This window comes from Paraburkholderia kirstenboschensis (assembly GCF_032806925.1).
GTDB lineage: Bacteria > Pseudomonadota > Gammaproteobacteria > Burkholderiales > Burkholderiaceae > Paraburkholderia > Paraburkholderia kirstenboschensis.
Genome location: NZ_CP136512.1, coordinates 2,626,527 through 2,643,158, shown reverse-complemented (window position 1 = coordinate 2,643,158; position 16,632 = coordinate 2,626,527). Strand labels below are relative to the sequence as shown.

18 protein-coding genes and 1 pseudogene are annotated in these 16,632 nt (G+C 63.8%); 8 read left to right on the top strand and 11 right to left on the bottom strand.

Annotated elements, in window-relative coordinates:
• Window positions 1–115 precede the first annotated feature (115 nt).
• The 3 genes from RW095_RS20840 to RW095_RS20830 all read right to left on the bottom strand — a co-directional run bounded on the left by RW095_RS20840 (window position 116) and on the right by RW095_RS20830 (window position 3,808).
• A complete protein-coding gene (locus tag RW095_RS20840) occupies window positions 116–844 on the bottom strand; it encodes a FadR/GntR family transcriptional regulator (protein ID WP_317018059.1) in 729 nt (242 codons plus the stop codon).
• 144 nt (window positions 845–988) lie between these two features.
• Window positions 989–2,176: a pyridoxal phosphate-dependent aminotransferase gene (locus RW095_RS20835; RefSeq protein WP_317018058.1), complete on the bottom strand. Its 1,188-nt coding sequence runs from the start codon at window positions 2,174–2,176 to the stop codon at window positions 989–991.
• Window positions 2,177–2,326: 150 nt separating this feature from the next.
• Entirely contained in the window at window positions 2,327–3,808 is a 1,482-nt protein-coding gene (locus tag RW095_RS20830) for an RNA polymerase factor sigma-54 (RefSeq protein WP_317018057.1), read from the bottom strand.
• Window positions 3,809–4,301: 493 nt separating this feature from the next.
• On the opposite strand from RW095_RS20830, the gene RW095_RS20825 reads away from it, so the two are divergent.
• Window positions 4,302–4,640 (top strand): BON domain-containing protein, encoded by a 339-nt coding sequence (locus RW095_RS20825; RefSeq protein WP_128589548.1) that lies wholly within the window; start codon window positions 4,302–4,304, stop codon window positions 4,638–4,640.
• 115 nt (window positions 4,641–4,755) lie between these two features.
• On the opposite strand, the gene RW095_RS20820 is transcribed toward RW095_RS20825, so the two are convergent.
• On the bottom strand, window positions 4,756–5,205 hold the full coding sequence (locus RW095_RS20820; RefSeq protein ID WP_128589546.1) for a ferritin-like domain-containing protein: 450 nt from the start codon (window positions 5,203–5,205) through the stop codon (window positions 4,756–4,758).
• Between the two features lie 394 nt (window positions 5,206–5,599).
• Between RW095_RS20820 and RW095_RS20815 the strand changes: the two genes are divergently transcribed.
• Window positions 5,600–5,854 (top strand): hypothetical protein, encoded by a 255-nt coding sequence (locus RW095_RS20815; protein WP_317018055.1) that lies wholly within the window; start codon window positions 5,600–5,602, stop codon window positions 5,852–5,854.
• A gap of 117 nt (window positions 5,855–5,971) precedes the next feature.
• Here the strand turns inward: RW095_RS20815 and RW095_RS20810 are convergent, their stop codons facing one another.
• The 5 genes from RW095_RS20810 to RW095_RS20790 all read right to left on the bottom strand — a co-directional run bounded on the left by RW095_RS20810 (window position 5,972) and on the right by RW095_RS20790 (window position 8,683).
• Complete coding sequence (locus RW095_RS20810; RefSeq protein ID WP_317018053.1) at window positions 5,972–6,553, bottom strand: hypothetical protein; 582 nt, start codon at window positions 6,551–6,553, stop codon at window positions 5,972–5,974.
• 82 nt (window positions 6,554–6,635) lie between these two features.
• Entirely contained in the window at window positions 6,636–6,980 is a 345-nt protein-coding gene (locus RW095_RS20805; protein WP_087754887.1) for a DUF1488 family protein, read from the bottom strand.
• Window positions 6,977–7,543, bottom strand: a complete 567-nt coding sequence (locus RW095_RS20800) for a DUF4142 domain-containing protein (protein ID WP_128596948.1) — start codon at window positions 7,541–7,543, stop codon at window positions 6,977–6,979. Before RW095_RS20800 ends, RW095_RS20805 begins: the two co-directional genes overlap by 4 nt.
• A 57-nt stretch (window positions 7,544–7,600) precedes the next feature.
• Complete coding sequence (locus RW095_RS20795; protein ID WP_317018051.1) at window positions 7,601–8,152, bottom strand: type 1 glutamine amidotransferase domain-containing protein; 552 nt, start codon at window positions 8,150–8,152, stop codon at window positions 7,601–7,603.
• Between the two features lie 183 nt (window positions 8,153–8,335).
• Window positions 8,336–8,683: a chemotaxis protein gene (locus RW095_RS20790; RefSeq protein WP_317018049.1), complete on the bottom strand. Its 348-nt coding sequence runs from the start codon at window positions 8,681–8,683 to the stop codon at window positions 8,336–8,338.
• Between the two features lie 155 nt (window positions 8,684–8,838).
• Here RW095_RS20790 and RW095_RS20785 point away from each other — a divergent pair, with 155 nt between their 5' ends.
• From RW095_RS20785 to RW095_RS20765, 5 genes are all read left to right on the top strand, one after another.
• Window positions 8,839–10,176, top strand: a complete 1,338-nt coding sequence (locus RW095_RS20785) for a DNA topoisomerase IB (protein WP_394365111.1) — start codon at window positions 8,839–8,841, stop codon at window positions 10,174–10,176.
• A 244-nt stretch (window positions 10,177–10,420) separates the two neighbouring features.
• Window positions 10,421–10,936, top strand: coding sequence for a PRC-barrel domain-containing protein (locus RW095_RS20780; protein ID WP_128596952.1), 516 nt, complete (start codon window positions 10,421–10,423; stop codon window positions 10,934–10,936).
• 196 nt (window positions 10,937–11,132) lie between these two features.
• Window positions 11,133–11,552 carry a DUF3175 domain-containing protein gene (locus tag RW095_RS20775; RefSeq protein ID WP_317018048.1) on the top strand — a complete coding sequence of 140 codons (420 nt, stop codon included), beginning with the start codon at window positions 11,133–11,135 and terminating at the stop codon, window positions 11,550–11,552.
• Window positions 11,553–11,662: 110 nt separating this feature from the next.
• A complete protein-coding gene (locus RW095_RS20770) occupies window positions 11,663–12,982 on the top strand; it encodes a cation:proton antiporter (RefSeq protein ID WP_317018046.1) in 1,320 nt (439 codons plus the stop codon).
• A gap of 76 nt (window positions 12,983–13,058) precedes the next feature.
• Entirely contained in the window at window positions 13,059–13,631 is a 573-nt protein-coding gene (locus RW095_RS20765) for an FUSC family protein (RefSeq protein WP_128589817.1), read from the top strand.
• A gap of 15 nt (window positions 13,632–13,646) precedes the next feature.
• Here RW095_RS20765 and RW095_RS20760 read toward each other — a convergent pair.
• A pseudogene (locus tag RW095_RS20760) lies at window positions 13,647–14,719 on the bottom strand (AraC family transcriptional regulator).
• A 116-nt stretch (window positions 14,720–14,835) separates the two neighbouring features.
• Here RW095_RS20760 and RW095_RS20755 point away from each other — a divergent pair.
• Window positions 14,836–15,186, top strand: coding sequence for a carboxymuconolactone decarboxylase family protein (locus tag RW095_RS20755; protein ID WP_317018044.1), 351 nt, complete (start codon window positions 14,836–14,838; stop codon window positions 15,184–15,186).
• A 135-nt stretch (window positions 15,187–15,321) separates the two neighbouring features.
• On the opposite strand, the gene RW095_RS20750 is transcribed toward RW095_RS20755, so the two are convergent.
• Entirely contained in the window at window positions 15,322–16,374 is a 1,053-nt protein-coding gene (locus tag RW095_RS20750) for an aldo/keto reductase (RefSeq protein WP_317018043.1), read from the bottom strand.
• Window positions 16,375–16,632 lie beyond the last annotated feature (258 nt).

Sequence of the window (16,632 nt, the reverse complement as noted above, 5' to 3'; positions counted from 1 at the left end):
GCTCATGACCGAACGTCGAAGCTCCGTTCATGGCCCAGCCCAATTAATTCCGCTTCCCTACACCGCCGCTGTGATCCGATAGCGATAAAGGTGAAGTGAAAACTGCGCCCGACGCCTAAAGCTTCGCAGCGTCTTCCTGATAGATCTCGCGCACGAAGGCGAGATGACGTTCGGCCGCCTTGCGTGCCTTTTGGGCGTCGCGCGCGACGACGGCATCGTAGATGGCCTGATGCTGGCTCATCAACTGCTTTTCCATCGCTTCGTCGTAATCGATTAGCCGATGGTATTGACGCATGCCTTCGCGAATCAGCGTGTGGATGCCATGCATGACATGGGCGAGCGCGATGTTGTGCGTGGAGTCCGCAATCGCCAGGTGAAAAGCGGCGTCCAGCTCCGCTAGATTGACGCGATCTTGCGACTGCGAGGCCGCCTTCAATGCATCGAACGCGGCCTTGATCTTGCGAAGATCGGCGGCGGTTGCGCGCTCCGCGGCATATACGGTCGAAATCGATTCGAGCCCCTGGCGCAACTCGAGAATGTCGGCACTGGTACGCGGATTTTGCAGAAGCAGTTCGGCGAGCGGCTTCGAAATGATCGGCGCCGTGAGATCGACCACCGTGAAGCCGCCCCGCCCCGACGTGGCGATATATCCATCCGACTCCAGCCTGATCAGCGCTTCGCGCAACGAAGGCCGCGACACCGCCAGCTGCGTCGCCAGGTCGCGCTCAGCGGGCAGCCGGTCGCCCGGCATCAGCGCGCCGTCGGAGATCAATTGCTTGATCTGGTCGGCGACGACGTCGGAGAGCCGTTTGCGCGTGAAAGACTGGATCGGGCGAAAGTGCATAGGCTGCGGCTGGCAAAGCCGGTTATTCAGGATGGTTCGTTAGCCGCAGTGAGCGACGCGAGACAGGCAACTGAGAGGCAACTGAGAGACGAATGAATTATACCGTTGGACGCCCTGCACGAATTTCGCTGCGAGCGCGCGCATTCACGAGTTCGTTCGCGCCGGCAACGCCGCGACGAACGCCGCAATCCGTTCGCACGCATCGGCAAGCCGCGCTTCATCGACGACAAACCCCAGCCGCACGAAACCGTTCGCGGTCTCGCCAAAAGCGCTCGCATCGAGCACCGACACGCCTTGCGCGCGAAACAGCTGCCATGTGAAATCGACGGTATCGAGGCCCGTACCGCTGACGTCGACCATCATGAACATGCCGGCTTCGGGTAGCTGGCAGCGCAACCGCGGGACACGGCTCAAACGCTCGAACACGACGTCGCGACGGCGCCTGTAGATATCTCGCATCTGCGCGACGATTCGCGACTTCTCGTGCAACGCCGTCAATGCGGCCTGCTGGATGAAGCCCGGCAAGCCATACAGCATGGCAAGCGCGAGCCGCCCCATGTGTTCGATTAGTTGCGTGGGTCCGATCGCCCAGCCTACGCGCCAACCCGCCATTGCATGCGATTTAGACAGGCTGCCGAGCGTGACGGTGCGCTCCGCCATGCCGGGCAGCGACATGATGCTCACATGTTCGCGCTCGAACGTGAGATCTGCGTAGACCTCGTCGGACAGCACCCACAGGTCGTGCTCGCATGCGAGCCGCGCAATCCGTTCGAGGTCCGCGCGCGGCATCACGACACCGGTGGGATTGCACGGCGTGGCAAAGAAAATCGCCTTGGTGCGCGTCGTAACCGCTCGTTCGAGCGCATCGCAATTCAGGTGAAATGCACGCGCGGGGTCGACCGGCACCGGCACGAGCGTCGCACCCGCGGCGCGCACGCAAGCTTCGTAGGTTAGGTACATCGGCTCGGGAACGATAACCTCGTCGCCTGCTTCGAGCAGACAAAGCGACGTGGCAAACACGCCGTTTTGCGCGCCCGCCGTGAGGATCACATTCGCCGCGCCGACCGTGCAACCGGTCATGCGAGCCTGTTCCCCGGCAATCGCCGCACGCAGCGGATCGCGCCCGGACACCGCGCTGTAATGCGTATCGCCGCCGCGCAACGCCTCGATGGCACGCTCGACAATCGGCGCGGGCGTAGCGAAGTCGGGGTCCCCCACGCTCAGCACGATGACGTCATCGCCATTCGCCTCCGCCTGCTGCGCCACGCGATGAATTTCCCACGCCGACGTGCGTCTGCCTTGCAAACCCTCGACCCGACTCGAATACTTCATCGCGCTCACCCGTTTCTGATTTGACCCGCCAATGTAATGGGGCGTGCGCAAAACGTCCAGATACGAAAAAGCGCCACCCGGGCAGACAGCCTCGCGTGGCGCTTTGCATTGAAGCCCCGTTTGCAGGGGCTCAGCAAACTTAAACCCGGCTTAAACCTGGCGGCGCAATTCCGCCGGCGGCACCTTCATCAGATGCCGATACTTGGCGACCGTGCGGCGCGCGACGAGCACGCCCTGATCCGCGAGCATCTTTGCAAGCGTCACATCGGAGAGCGGGTCGCGGGTGTTTTCCGCAGCAATCATTTCTTTCAGCAGCGCCCGCACGGCCGCGGCGGAACAGGTGCCGCCGCTTTCGGTGCCGAGCTCACGCGGGAAGAAATGCTTGAATTCGAAAATGCCGCGTGGCGTAGCCATATATTTGTTGCCGGTCGCGCGCGAGATGGTCGATTCGTGCAGGCCGAGTTCGTCGGCGACATCGCGCAACACCATCGGCTTGAGCGCGATTTCACCGTACTGGAAAAACGCCTTCTGATGCGCGACGATGCATTCGGCGACGCGTTGAATCGTGTCGAAGCGCTGCTGCGCATTCCTGATCAACCAGCGCGCTTCCTGAAGCTGCTGGGCGAGCGGCGAACGGCTTGCCCCCGCCGATTGTGCGAACAGCTCGGCATACATGCGGTGAATCCGTGCGCGCGGCTGCACTGCGGGATTGATCGTCACCACCCACTTGTTGCGCACCTGACGCACGATCACATCGGGCACGACGTAGTTGTCCTCGGCGCGGCCGTAGCAGTTGCCGGGCTTCGGATCGAGCTTACGCACGAGTGCGCAGGCTACACGCAGTTCTTCCGCACTACAGCCAATCTGCTTTTGCAGTTCTGCCTGCTCGCGACGCGCGAGCCGCTCGAGATGATGCTCGACGATCTGCCGCGCGACATCGCGCCCGGGCGTGTCCGTGGGCAGCGCATTGACCTGCAGCAGCAGACACTCGGACAGCGAACGCGCGCCGAGGCCGGGCCGGTCGAGCGACTGCACGAGGCGCAGCGCGACCAGCAGTTCTTCTTCCGTCAATTCGGGTTCGAGCTCGACGCTGTCCGCGAGATCCGCCAGGTCCTGGCGCAGATAACCGTCGTCGTCGAGTGCCTCGATAATGAAACGCGCGACCGCGCGATCGCGGTCGTCCAGACGATAGAGACGCAGTGCGTCGTGCAGTTGCTCGCGCAAGGTGGGTTGCGAACGCGCCCATTCGGCGGGATCGCTGCCATCGGAGTCACCGTTCTGGCGGGCCGAACTGCGGCTGCTGTAGTCGCCCGAAAAGTCGCCGGGCATATCGTCGGGGCCGCCACTGTCGAGGGTCTCGCTCGTAACCGCTTCAGCCGGCATCGAGTCGGGCTCGGCTGCCGCGACTGCGTCGGTTGCCGGCAACGCGCCCTGCTCTTCGCCGGACGTGGCTGTTGCGAGCGCAACGTCCTCCGTATCCGACGAGTCGTATTCGAGGAACGGATTGGTATCGAGCGCAGTTCTCAATTCCTGCTGGAACTCGAGGGACGATAGCTGCAACAGACGCACCGACTGCTGCAGACGCGGCGTAAGTGCAAGAGACTGCCTTGTGCGAAGTTCAATTGAAGGCATCGTGTTGAGATCCGGTTGAAAGCTGAGGTAAGGAGTGCCCTCATTAGAGCAACACGCGTACCAGCTTTTGCAAGGCACTGTTTTCCTTAGCCTTTATTTTTCCAGGCCCGCGAATTGCGGCACCGCGCGGCGCCTTTTTTACAAGCGACCCGGCAAATTCCGGGTCCGCTTCACAGCAGTCGACGTGTACGCAAATGTCGCGCGTCTTCACTATTCATCTGCGGAAAAGCGCCCGCCGGCGCGGGCTTTGCCCCTTTTATGGTCCACGAAAGGAATGGGCAGGCACACACTTTGCGCTGAGGAGGATGTGGACGGACGGCTCTCTTCGCATCCCGCGCGAACGCGCAATGACTGTGAAGACCCGCCCGGTGTCGAAAACGGGCCCTGACGGAACCGTAGCGGCAACGACCCCACGCGAGTCATCGGCGGCTTCGGCCGCGATCGACCGCAGGCAACAAGACCGCAATTTCATCAACACCCGAAGGAGAAAACCATGAAGACCATCCAATTCCTGAAGACTGCCGGCAGCATCGCGTGCGTTGCGTTCGCACTGAACGCGACCGCGCAAACGAGCGCCTCGGCTCCGTCGGCTTCGTCTGAGACCATCGGCCAGCACGTCGACGACGGCACTATCACCACGAAGGTCAAGGCCGAATTGCTCGGCGCGAAGAACGTGAAGTCCACGCATATCCATGTGAAGACCCGCAAGGGCGTCGTGTGGCTCACGGGCTCGGTGCCTTCGGCCGAGGACAAGACCGCCGCCCAGGACGTCGTGGAAGGCGTGAAGGGCGTGAGCAGCGTGAAGAACCGCCTGAAGATCGCCGCCGAATAAGTTCGTCGGGCCCGGCGTTCTGCGCCGGGCGCAGCACCGCGTGAAAAAAGGCCGTCCGCACGTGTGCGGACGGCCTTTCTGCAATTGGAGGCCGGCCTGACGGCCGGCTATCCGATTAGCTCTTTGCCGCGTATTGATCGCGCAGATCGCGAACGCGGTCGTGATTCTGCAGCACGCCCTGGTACTGACGCTCGACAATCGCGCGGACGTCGGCGGGCAGTTCTTTTTCCAGCGCGTCGTGATAGTTCTTCTTCGCGACGTCCTCGCCCTTTTCCACCTCGACGAGAATCTGATGGTCGCTGCGGTCCGTCACCGCCGACTTCACATCGACCCACCCCCGATGCAGCGCACCGCTCACACTGCCGCCCGTTTCCGGCTTACCGCCCAGGCGCTGAACCACATCCTGCAGCTCGCGTGCGCCGCGGGCGCAATCTTCGGCGCGCGCGAGAAACATCGTCTTCAGCTGTGTGTCACGCGCATCTTCCGCTGCCTTGCGAAAGCCCTTTTCACCATCTTTCGATGTTTCGACGAGATCGTTCAGCACGGAAACAACATTCGTAGCCATTCAATACCTCCAGGGTTTCGTTAATCGCGGAATCCGTTGCCGGCACGCCCGCATGCGTCGCGGTGCGCGTGCCGCCGGCTTTGCCACCGCCTGCGCATGGCAACGGGGTTCATCGGTAACCACGCATGGCGCGTGCCCGAAGCATCGCGCGATGCCTCGGACAGGCACGCCGCTTTGCACCGCCCTCTTTGTTGCAGTCGTGGGTAAATGTTGCGCGGCGCGAACATGCATCAGCGGCGTGAAAGCCTTTCCCGGTGCGGCTTTCGCACGTGGCACAGGCGTTGCTCTCGTTGCTTCGCCCGCGTAATGCCATGCAGCGCACCAGCAATGAAGCTGCATGACACATCGACGAATTGAAAAGAATGGGCAGGCAACAACGACAGGGAGAAACATCATGAAGATTCGCAGCGCAGAACTTCTGGCCGTCGTCGCGATAGTCACGTCGGCCAGCGTATTGCAGATTCGCGAGCATATGCAGCCGCCCGATAGCACTGCGGCCAGCGCGCGCGCAAGCGCGCAAGCCGCGCCTTCGACGTGCGAGAGTTCTCGCAAAGGCGTAATGCCAGCCTCATGCGAGCCCACGCGCGACGAACGTCCTGCACACCATGCGCCCGTGCCGCAACGCGGCGCGGCGCGCACCTGGGTATGACTTCGTAGTGCCCAGCGGGATTGCGTTTCCGGTGCGCCAATGAAAAGGGCCCGACGTCTGTCGGGCCCTTTCCGCTTTGCTGCCCTTCGCTGCCATTTGTTGCCAGTGGCTACTATGTCAAGCGCGCTTTTCGTTGTACTCGTTGAGCGGGACGGGCGTCTTGAGCGGGTCGAAGTCGGCCCAGCGGCCTTGCTGCCAACGGCCCGTTGCACGTTCGATCGACACGCCACCTGCTTCGCGCAGCAAGCGCGCGGCGTCGAACTGGTTGTCCGGCGAGACGTGCACCGCGACGAGCACGCCCGAATCGCGCGCCTCTTCGTGGAACGGCGTGCGATGCCCGGCTTCGTTGCTATCGCGAGTGCGCCACATGGCACCGGCCAGCGAGCCAATATAGGCGCCGACGCCCGCGGCTATCGCCGAGACAAGCAGCGGCGCGGAAAACGCCGCGAAGATGCCGACGCCGACAATAGCGCCCGCCACCGCGCCGATCGTCACGCCGAGGCCCGCGCCCTTCGGCGCACCTTTCGCACCGGCATCGGTGTGAGTGTCGCCGCCAATCGGGAACCGCGCGTGCTGGCCACGTGGATTGACAAAGAAGAGCGTCACGTCTTCCTCGACGAAGCCTGCATTGAACAGTTTTTGCGCCGCTTCTTCCGCGGCTGGGAATGTCGTAAAGCGTGCTGCGACGATGAGTGACATGAGGCCTCCTTGCATCGTGATTGCGTTTTGACGGACGACGCCCGCGAGTAGTCGAGGTGGGTAATCAGACGAAGCGGTGGCGCTAGACCGCCGTGCCGCGGTCGGGCTCCATGCCTTCCACTCTGAACAATCCGCTATGCAAGACTACGCCCTCGCCGTCGTTCTGGTCGAGCGCCTCGGCGCATACCGAACGGATCCGGTTGCGGCCCTTGTCGAAGGCCTCCATCAACTCGCTTTCGAGCGGCGACCCGGCGCCGAAGTGATCTTCCAGCGCCTCGACCGTGATGGCGCAGACAACCGGTTCGCCGTCCACGCGCGCCATGAAGCGAACCATCAGGTTGGCGCCGTCGAAGGTCGGTTTGTCGTCGGAAAAAGTGATCTGCATAAGGGAATCCTCATAGGCAGGCCGCGGCAGGATCGCGTTCATGATGACGCGCCCTTCATTGCACCGGCGAGCTGCTGCGCCATCTCCAGATGATGCTTGATGATCGGCAGCGCGCGCGCGGCCGCGGCCTTCAATTGCGAGTCAGTGCCGCTCTGGCTCTCCTGCTGAAACAGATCGACTGCCCGCTGATGCGCCTCGAGGCCGACCTGCTCGACATACGCCTCGTCGAACTTCTGGCCTTTGAGCGTTTGCAGCTTGCCAACGAGCGCGGAGTCGGCCGACGGCGTCGTGGCAAACCCCTTCTTCGCCGCGAGCGCCCCCATGCTGCGCGAGAGCTTCGTATGATCGGCGATCATCTGCTGCGCGAATTTCTTCACGCGCGGATCGCTGGAATTCTTCAACGCGATCTTGCTTGCCGCGATTTCGGTAGCGTCGGATTGTGAAGCGTCCTGGATGAACTGCTGGTCCGCGGGCGAGAGCTTCGTGCCGCCGGCGGGCGCATCGCTCGCGGGAGCGTCGCTTGCCTGCGCATACACCATCCCGGCCGGCGCCGTGCCAAGAGCAAGCGCCACAGTCATCGCTTGTAGGGGATACCGTAATTTCATGCGTTTTCTCCCTTGTTCACGGAGTCACCGGCGCGTCTCATTGCCCGCCCGCGCCGCTCATGCAGCCTTGCGTTTCGACAGTTGCCCGATCAACGCCTTGTTGAATGCGGGAATGTCGTCCGGCTTGCGGCTCGAAATCAGATTGTTGTCTTCGACCACTTCCTGATCGACCCATGTGCCGCCCGCGTTGCGGATATCGTCCTGCAGACTCGGCCAGCTCGTCACGGTGCGTCCCTTGATGATTCCGGCCGATACGGGCAGCCACGTGCCGTGGCAAATCACCGCGATCGGCTTCTTCGCGCTGTCGGCCGCTTTGACGAATGCCTGCGCCTGCGGCAGCAGGCGAATCGCGTCGCCGTTCACCACGCCGCCCGGCAAGACGACGGCGTCATAGTCGTCGGCGATGGCCTTGTCGAAAGTCGAATCGACCTCGACCGTGTCGCCTTTATCAACGTGCCTGAAGCCCTGGATCTTGCCGGGCTTCGCTGAAATCACGTGCACGGTCGCGCCGGCCTCGGCGAGCGCGCGTTTCGGCTCCGCCAGTTCAGCCTGTTCAAAACCGTCTACCGCGAGGATCGCTACCTTCAGACCGTCGAGGCTGCTTGCCATGATTCTCTCCTTCGTTCTAATGCCGGGGCCGCGCGTGTCATGCGCGCCGGCCCGTTCATCTTTGATTAACGATGCGGCAGCAAGGCGTGTGCCTGATGTTTGACTAGCTACCGCGTGATGCAGCCCGGCCCCGCCGCCCGCTGTGACGGGCTTAGGGCTCGGGTGCGTGAAGCGCGACGCGATTTATAGACCGGTCGGGTCCTCGTCGAGACCGTCGTCGTCATCGTCGGCTGTCGGCGGCGTCAGAATGCGATCAGGCTCGATGTCGCTGTCCGGGTCCAGCGTCGAATCGCCGTCCGCCGCCGCGCGCTCACCGGTGCCCGCCCGGTCGGTGTCGCTGCCCATTTCCGCGTCGCCCAATTCGAGCGCGTGATTGTCGAGTTCCGTTTCGACGTCGAACTCGTGGCGCTTCGCGCCCGCGACGTCGCTGCCGCTATCGGACGAATCGCTCGGTCCCAACGCGCCCGTCGTGCCTGACGTCTGTTTGACGACCTGTTGCGGCTCTTCATCGGGGTTCAGCGTACTGCTCATGGCGCTCTCCTTTCTCGGGTTGATACGTATGACGTTCGTCGCAAGGACTGTTCCGCCCGCTGCATCAAGCGGACAGTACCGGGCACCGGCTTTGCTCTGGGCCATCACTAGCCCAACGCGCTTCACGCTTGAAAGTTCTACCTGCAAAGATAGCCATGGCAAACATCACAACGACAAGCACTGCGAGCACGATGCAAAACGGTCATGCATCGACCGGCGACAGCGAGAAGCAGCCCGCGACACCCGCGATGCCGCCCGGCTTGCGCCATGCCGACGACAGCAAGCCGGGCTACACGCGCAAGCGCGAAAAAGACGGCTTCGCGTATTTCGACGTGCAAGGAAAGCGCATTGAAGACGAAGCGGAGATTCAACGCATCAACTCGCTCGCGATTCCGCCCGCGTATGAAGACGTATGGATCTGTCCAGACCCGCGCGGACATATTCAGGCGACCGGCCGCGACGTGCGCGGGCGCAAGCAATACCGTTATCACCCGCGTTGGCGCGAAACGCGCGACGCCGACAAATACGAACGCATGGCCGAGTTCGGGCGGGCACTGCCACGAATCCGAGCGCGCGTCGCCCGCGATCTCGAACTGCCCGGCATGCCATGCGACAAAGTGATTGCGGCAGTCGTGCGGCTGCTCGATACCACGCTCGTTCGCATCGGCAGCGTCGAATACGCGCGCGAAAACCAGTCATACGGCTTGACGACGCTGCGTAAGAAACACGTGAAGGTGGAAGCGGGACAGTTGCGCTTCAAGTTTCGCGGCAAGAGCGGCATCGAACATGACGTGACGGTGGACGACCAGCGCGTGAAGCGCATCGTGCGGCGCTGCGCTGATCTGCCGGGTCACGACCTGTTCCAGTATCTCGACGACGACGGCACACGCCGTACCGTCGGTTCAGCCGACATCAACGATTATCTGCGCCGCGCAAGCGGCGCGGACTTCACCGCGAAGGACTATCGGACATGGGCGGGCAGCGTCTACGCGCTCGCGGCGCTGCGGCGCCTCGTGTGCGGCAACGCTGCCGAAGCGCGGCGTCATATCGTGGCGACCGTCAAGGAAGTCGCGGGCTTGCTGCGCAACACGCCCGCGGTGTGCCGGCGTTGCTATATCCATCCTGCAGTGATTAGCGCATTCGAAACCGACCAGTTGCAAACCTTGCCGCCGGGTCAGTCGCGCCGCGGCCTGAAAGTGGACGAAGTAGCGTTCGCCGCATTGCTCGCGCATGCCGAAAAGCGCGCCGCCAGGCTCGCGCGTCAGGCGGGAGCAAAAGGTCGCAAGTTGCGCGAAGCGGACACCGCTGAGAGCATCAACGGCTCCATCACGACGTTGCTGAAGAAGTCGCGCACCATCCGCAACGAAGCGAACAAGGCGGCAGCGAAAGCCGGTGCCAATGCCAGCGCAAAAGCCGGCGCGCGAACCGCACGGCGAACCGCGAGCACGGCCGTTAGATCCGCGCAGCGCGCGGAGAAGACGGCCGCAAGCTAACTGCGATTACAGGACGCAGGAATTTCAACGGCGCGCGCATCATTTACGCGGGCAAAGATCGTATGCCCGCAGACGCCGGCGGCATCGCACGATGTTTGTACGGGCATCGCCGAAGCGGCTTGTGTAAGCACTGTCCATGCTCGCGAATACGCTTTCCGCAACGCCTCTATATCAACCGTCACACCGGGCGAGGAACGCGCGTTGCTGCATCGATCGTCACCCTAACCTGCAAAGGAGGCACATCATGGTCATGCAAAGTCAGACGCAAAGCATGCAAGGCGCACGTATCGTCGGCAAAGGCAGCGCGACCGCGGAAGGCCCGGGCCCGGACGTGATGGCGGCAGACACGCTCGACGGCAACAGAGTGCTCAGCAGCGACGGCGAGGATATCGGCAAGATCAAGGACATCATGCTCGACGTGCGCTCGGGCCGCGTTGCGTACGCGGTGCTTTCGAGCGGCGGCTTCCTCGGCATCGGCGACAAGCTGCTCGCGATTCCATGGCGCGCGCTCACGCTCGACACCGAGCAGAAGTGCTTCATGCTGGACATGACGGCCGAACGCGTGAAAAGCGCCCCGGGTTTCGACAAGGATCACTGGCCGTCGATGGCGGACGAGACGTGGGCCACCTCCGTTCACCAGTACTACGGCAAGGAGCCGTACTGGGGCCGCGACCGGTTCGATTTGCGCGATGACGCGGACATAGGCGATATTCCGGCCGGTTCGTCGGATGCGCCCGAAGCCGGTGGAGTCAAACTGTAATTGGCGAGCCGCGGCGAGTGCGTGAAGCGGTTCGCGCTTCGCGCACCGTCCTGACCTGCGCCGGCACGCCGCCATCGCGGCGGCCGGCGCGTTTGACTTTCAGCGCGTTGGATTCGATGACGCGAACAGCCTGGCGAATCGCGCGCAATCCTGCGAGCAGGGCTGCGCCACAAAGACTAAAAAAGGAGGCTGTCGAATGGCGGCCAGAAAAGCGGCAAGAAAAGCAACCAGGAAATCGCGGCGCTCGCCGGCACGCGGCAAGTCGGGACGGCCGCCGCGTCAGCGCCATGCGCAAGCGCATGCCGCTGAGCAGAAGAATGCATCGCGCGCAGGCGGCAAGAGTTCGCACAGGTGGTCGCATCATGTGATGGAAACGAGCGACGCGATGGACCTCCAGCGCGACATCTTCAAGACCGGCAACGCCGAAGAGATTGCGCAATCGCTGAAACAGTCGTCGACGAAAAGCAGCCGCCGCAAAGGCACACCGTTTCAATCGGCGATGTCGATGCTCAATTTCTACATCAACCGCGCGGGCAGGAACCTGCCGAAAACCCGCCGCGCGACGCTGGAGCAAGCCAAGCGCAAGCTGCGCGAAGCATTTGGACGCGCGCCCTGAAATTCATGCGCTGTCACGCGTCGACTGTCGCGACGTGACACACCCGGGCGGTCGTCCATCCACCCCGGCCTGTCATGCGCCGTTCGCATGTCGGCCCTAACCGGATGCTCATGCACGAAACTTTGTGGTTCCTCATCGTCGGCGCCGTGCTCGTTTTCATGGGCGTGGCCGCGACGACCCTACGCCGGCTGCCCGTCAGCGCGGCCATGTTCTATGTTGCGCTCGGCTACGCGCTCGGCCCGCCCGGCTTCGATCTGCTGCATCTCGACATGGTCGCCGACGCGCACCTGCTGCGCACCGTCACCGAAATCGCGCTGCTGGTGTCGCTCTTCGCCATCGGACTGCGCCTGCGCGTGGGCGTGCTCGACAAACTGTGGATGGTGCCGCTGCGCCTCGGCTTTCTCGCGATGCTGGCGACTGTGCCGCTCCTCGCACTCTTCGGCGTCTACGTGCTGCATCTCGGCTGGGGCCCTGCCGTCCTGCTCGCCGCGATTCTCGCGCCGACCGACCCGGTGCTGGCCCACGACGTCCAGGTGCACAACCCTGGCGACCACGATCTGCTGCGCTTCGCGCTTTCGGGCGAAGGCGGTCTGAACGACGGCATCGCGTTGCCGTTTGCGATGGTGGGTCTCACCTTCTGCGCAATGCATGGAGCCGACGCTGGCGACGTGCTGAACCTGAAGTTTGCCGGCACGGTCGTGTGGGGTGTATTGGGTGCAATCGCAATCGGCGGTGTGCTCGGCTGGGTCACCACGCACGCGGTCGCCTGGCTGCGCACGCGCCATGCGCACGCGCTCGGCCTGGAAGGCTTCTTTGCGCTCGGGCTGATCGGCTTGTCGTTCGGCGCGGCGCAGTTTGCTCAGACTTACGGCTTTCTCGCCGTGTTCGCGGCCGGCGTGTCGATGCGTCGCGTCGAATATCAGGCGAGCGGCGGGGCCTCGCCCCGCGAGACGATCGGCACCGTGGATTCGGAGAATGTCGAAGCCACTGCGTCCGATCCCGAGAAAGCCCACGCGTTCATGACCGAGTCCGTGCTGGGCTTCACGATCGAGCTCGAACGCATCGCGGAAGTCGTTATCATGGCCATGGTCGGCAACGTGCTCGCGACGCTGAATGCGCCGCTTTTCACATGGCAGGCGCTTGCGCTTACCGTCGCGCTATTCGTTTTCGTGCGACCCGCGTCGGTCGAGTTGTCGTTGCTCGGCTCGGACGCCATGCCCACGCAAAGGCGCCTGATGAGCTGGTTCGGCATTCGCGGCGTGGGCTCGTTCTACTATCTGGCTTATTCGCTGGAATACGGCCCGGCCGCGGTTATCAAGCCGCTCGTGCCGCTTGCGCTCGCGGTGGTCACGGCTTCGGTGGTAATCCACGGGGTGTCGGCGACGCCGCTCATGAAACGCTATCGCCGCCTGCGTCATAGCGAAAGCTAGAATACGGGCCCGTCCGCTGCGTTTGCAGCGTCCGACGCCCTTGCAGCTTTCGCAGCTTCTGGAACCCCGCGATTCAATGACTCCTCCCGACGATCCAGCACAAACGACGCGCGCGAGCGCCGCCGAATCGCTTTTCGCGTTCCTCAAATCGCTGCCGTTCGCCGAGCGGCTAACGGAAGGCAGCCTGATGGCGTTCCAGGCCGTGGCGGGCGCGAGCCTCGCGTTCGGAATCGGCCAGGCGCTGCATACCGAGCAGGCGTTCTGGGCGGCGATTACCGCCATTGCAGTGAGCCAGCACAGCTATGTCGACACGCGCAAGCTGTCGCGCGACCAGTTCATCGGCGCGATGGTCGGCGGCTTGTGCGGCCTTGCCGGCGCGACGCTTGGCCACGACTATTTTGCAGCCTACGCGGCGACGGTGGCGGTGGCCATCGTGCTGTGCTGGATCGTGAACGTCGGCAGCGCGGCTCGGCTCGGCGGGATTACGGCCACCATCATGCTGCTGGTACCGGGCCTCGGCCCGGCATGGGACAAGGCCTTGTTGCGCCTCGGCGAAGTCACGCTCGGCACGGTGTGCGCGCTGCTGGTCGCGTGGCTGATGTCGCGTGCGGAACAGCGTTGGTTCAGCACGAGCGGCAAGGCGCGCTGAGCGGCATCGCCCGGTTCATGAAGAGACGGCCGACACGCTTTGCTGTGGATGGCGCCGGTAGCGTCCCGGCGTGACGCCGACGCTTTGCTGAAACGCCTTGCCGAACGCGGCTTCAGACTGATAGCCCACCGCTTCGCCAATTTCCGCCGCGCTGCGCTGCGTGCGGCGCAGCAGGGGTCGCAAGCGATCGTCATGCGAATCTGCGTGAGGAAATCCATGACGGTCATGCCGGCGCGTTCGTTGAGGCGCCGCGCGTAAGTGGCGCGCGACATCGCGGCAAGCTCGCCCAGATCAGCGATGGTCCACGCGCGCTGCGGCGCGCTCAGCATGCCTTGCACCGACGCCGCCAGACGCGCGTCGGCCAGCAGCGCCAGCATGCCGGGAGTCGAATCGGCCTGCTCGCCGTGTACGCGTAACGCCATACCGAAGAGCGCCTGACTCAGCGCTGTGACGATGGCAAGCGCGCCCGGCCGCCGTTGGCCCGCCTCGTCGCGCATCAGCCCGATGAGCGTCTGCAATGGGGCGAGCGTTCGGACGCCGCCGAGCGACACATGGAACGGATCGGGCAGCGCATTCAGCAGCAACGCGGACGAACCCGGCGTGTAGGCAAAGCGGCCGCAGAGCAGGTCGAGATCGACGGTGTTCGCGGTCGTGTGCTCTGGGTCGCCGTAGGTAGTGTCGGTGGGGGCGTCGGTAATGACGTCAGCGTTGACTCCTTCGCCGCTAACGGAATTGCCGTCCATACCTTCGCCCCCCGCCGCTTTGCCAATGCCGCGGCCGTCGTTTCGCTTGACCGGCAGCAGGCCGTCGTGACTCATCGCCAGCGGCGCGCTCGCGGCGCTCAGCTCGACATCCCTCACGCGATGTGCCGCGCCGCGCGGAAACAGCATGAAATCGCCGGTCTGCAGGCGCACTTGCGCGCCGTCCGCCATCTCGATTACGCACGCCCCCGCCAGCACCAGATGGAACGGCGCAATACCCGGTTCCATCGGCGCATGGTCGACATCGAACGCGCCGGTGAGCAGGCATCGCAAATCGAGGCTGGCCTGCGGCCGGGCAAGCTCGAGCAATCGGCTGAGCGTATCCATGAGACGTGCGCGCTAAATGTTGAGCCAGTCGAGTATTCAGGATATCGCCGTCCCGCGCAATACTTTGCCCACGACGCCGGCAACCGCCGACGTGCCTCAGACGAAGGAGCATTGCCATGTTGAACTGGACCGAATACCGCAAGAAGCTGTTTGGCCGCATCGGCGAAATCGGCAAGCTGTCGCCGGACACGCTCAAGGGCTATCAGACGTTGTCCAGCGCCGGTCAGAAGAACGACTTGCTGGGCGCGAAGACGCGCGAACTCATCTCGCTCGCGGTGGCCGTGAGTTTGCGCTGTGACGGCTGTATCACCGTGCATACGGCCGAAGCGCTGAAGCAAGGCGCCACCCGCGAGGAAATCGCCGAAGCGCTCGGCGTAGCGGTCGCGATGAACGCCGGCGCGACCATGGTGTACTCGGCCCGCACGATGGACGCCGTCGCGGCCTATTCCGCCGAAGCATCGGTTTAATGCGCCGGGCGTCTTTTCAGCGCCGGACGTTCGTTGGTGGGCCGGACGTCGGTCGCAGGCGCCGGGAAAGTCTGCCCATACCGGACGTCCGTTGAAATACGCCGGACGACCGCCTGACACGCGCGGCCGGTCGCATCAAACCACCAGACGGCGCGCCTCCTCGAGCTGCTTGCGGCGCGCCTCGCCCTGGCGCGCCAGCATCCAGCCGGGATACTCGGCGGGCAGCGCGCTCACCTGATCGAGCCTTGCCAGCTCGTCCGCGGTGAGCGCGACGCCGGTCGCCGCGATGTTGTCGTCCAATTGCTCGACCTTCTTCGCGCCGACGATCACCGACGTCACCACCCGTTGATGCAGCAGCCACGCAAGAGCAATCTGCGCGACCGACACGCGCTTTGCCTCGGCAATCTCACGCATCGCGTCGATGCAGTCGTACGCACGGTCACGGTTGACCGGCGGAAAGTCGAATGTGGTGCGGCGGCTGCCCGCTTCGCCCTGCTGCTCACGCCCGTATTTGCCGCTCAGCAGTCCACCCGCGAGCGGACTCCAGACCATCAGACCGAGCCCTTCGCTCTGCAGCATCGGCACGAGTTCGCGTTCGAGGTCGCGGCCCGCGACCGTGTAGTACGCCTGCAGCGTTTCGAAGCGCGCGAGTCCCAGCCGCTCCGCTATGCCGAGCGCCTTCACGATCTGCCACGCCGCCCAGTTGGACACGCCGACATAGCGCACGTGACCGTGCTGCACGAGCGTATCGAGCGCGCGCACGGTTTCTTCGATCGGCGTGGCCGGGTCGAAACCGTGGATCTGATACAGATCGACGTGATCGAGCTGCAGGCGCTTCAAACTGGCCTTCATCCCGTCGATGATGTGATAGCGCGACGCGCCGCGCGCGTTCGGAAACTCACCGGTCGGGCCGAAAACCTTGGTTGCCACCACGACCTTGTCGCGCGGCACCTGGAGGTTTTTCAGCGCCTGCCCGGTGATCTGCTCGGACAGGCCTTCGGCATAGACGTCGGCCGTATCGATGAAATTGATGCCCGCGTCGAGCGCCCGGCCAACGAGCCGCTCGGCGTCGGCCTGCTGCAAATCGCCGATCTGCTTCCACATGCCTTCGCCGCCGCCGAAGGTCATCGTGCCCAGACATAGTTCGGAAACAAATACCCCGGTACGGCCAAGCTGGTTGTATCGCATTGTCGAAACTCCATCGTGGATGAGTGGACAGGTGAGCCGTAAAGGGTACTGCAATTGGCGCCGCTGAGCAGGCGGGGGCCGCCGTCGCTTTCGGAACGCTAACGCCCACCGGCGACCGCTGCGAAGCCATTGGGCAAACGCCGCCGAAACCTGCCAGACTGGCCCTCTGATTCCGCGACTTCGGTTTGCGCCGGCAACGGGCGCGGGGAATGCCGTAGTCTGGATGCCGTCGTCTGGATATCGGGCGTCGCGTCCCCA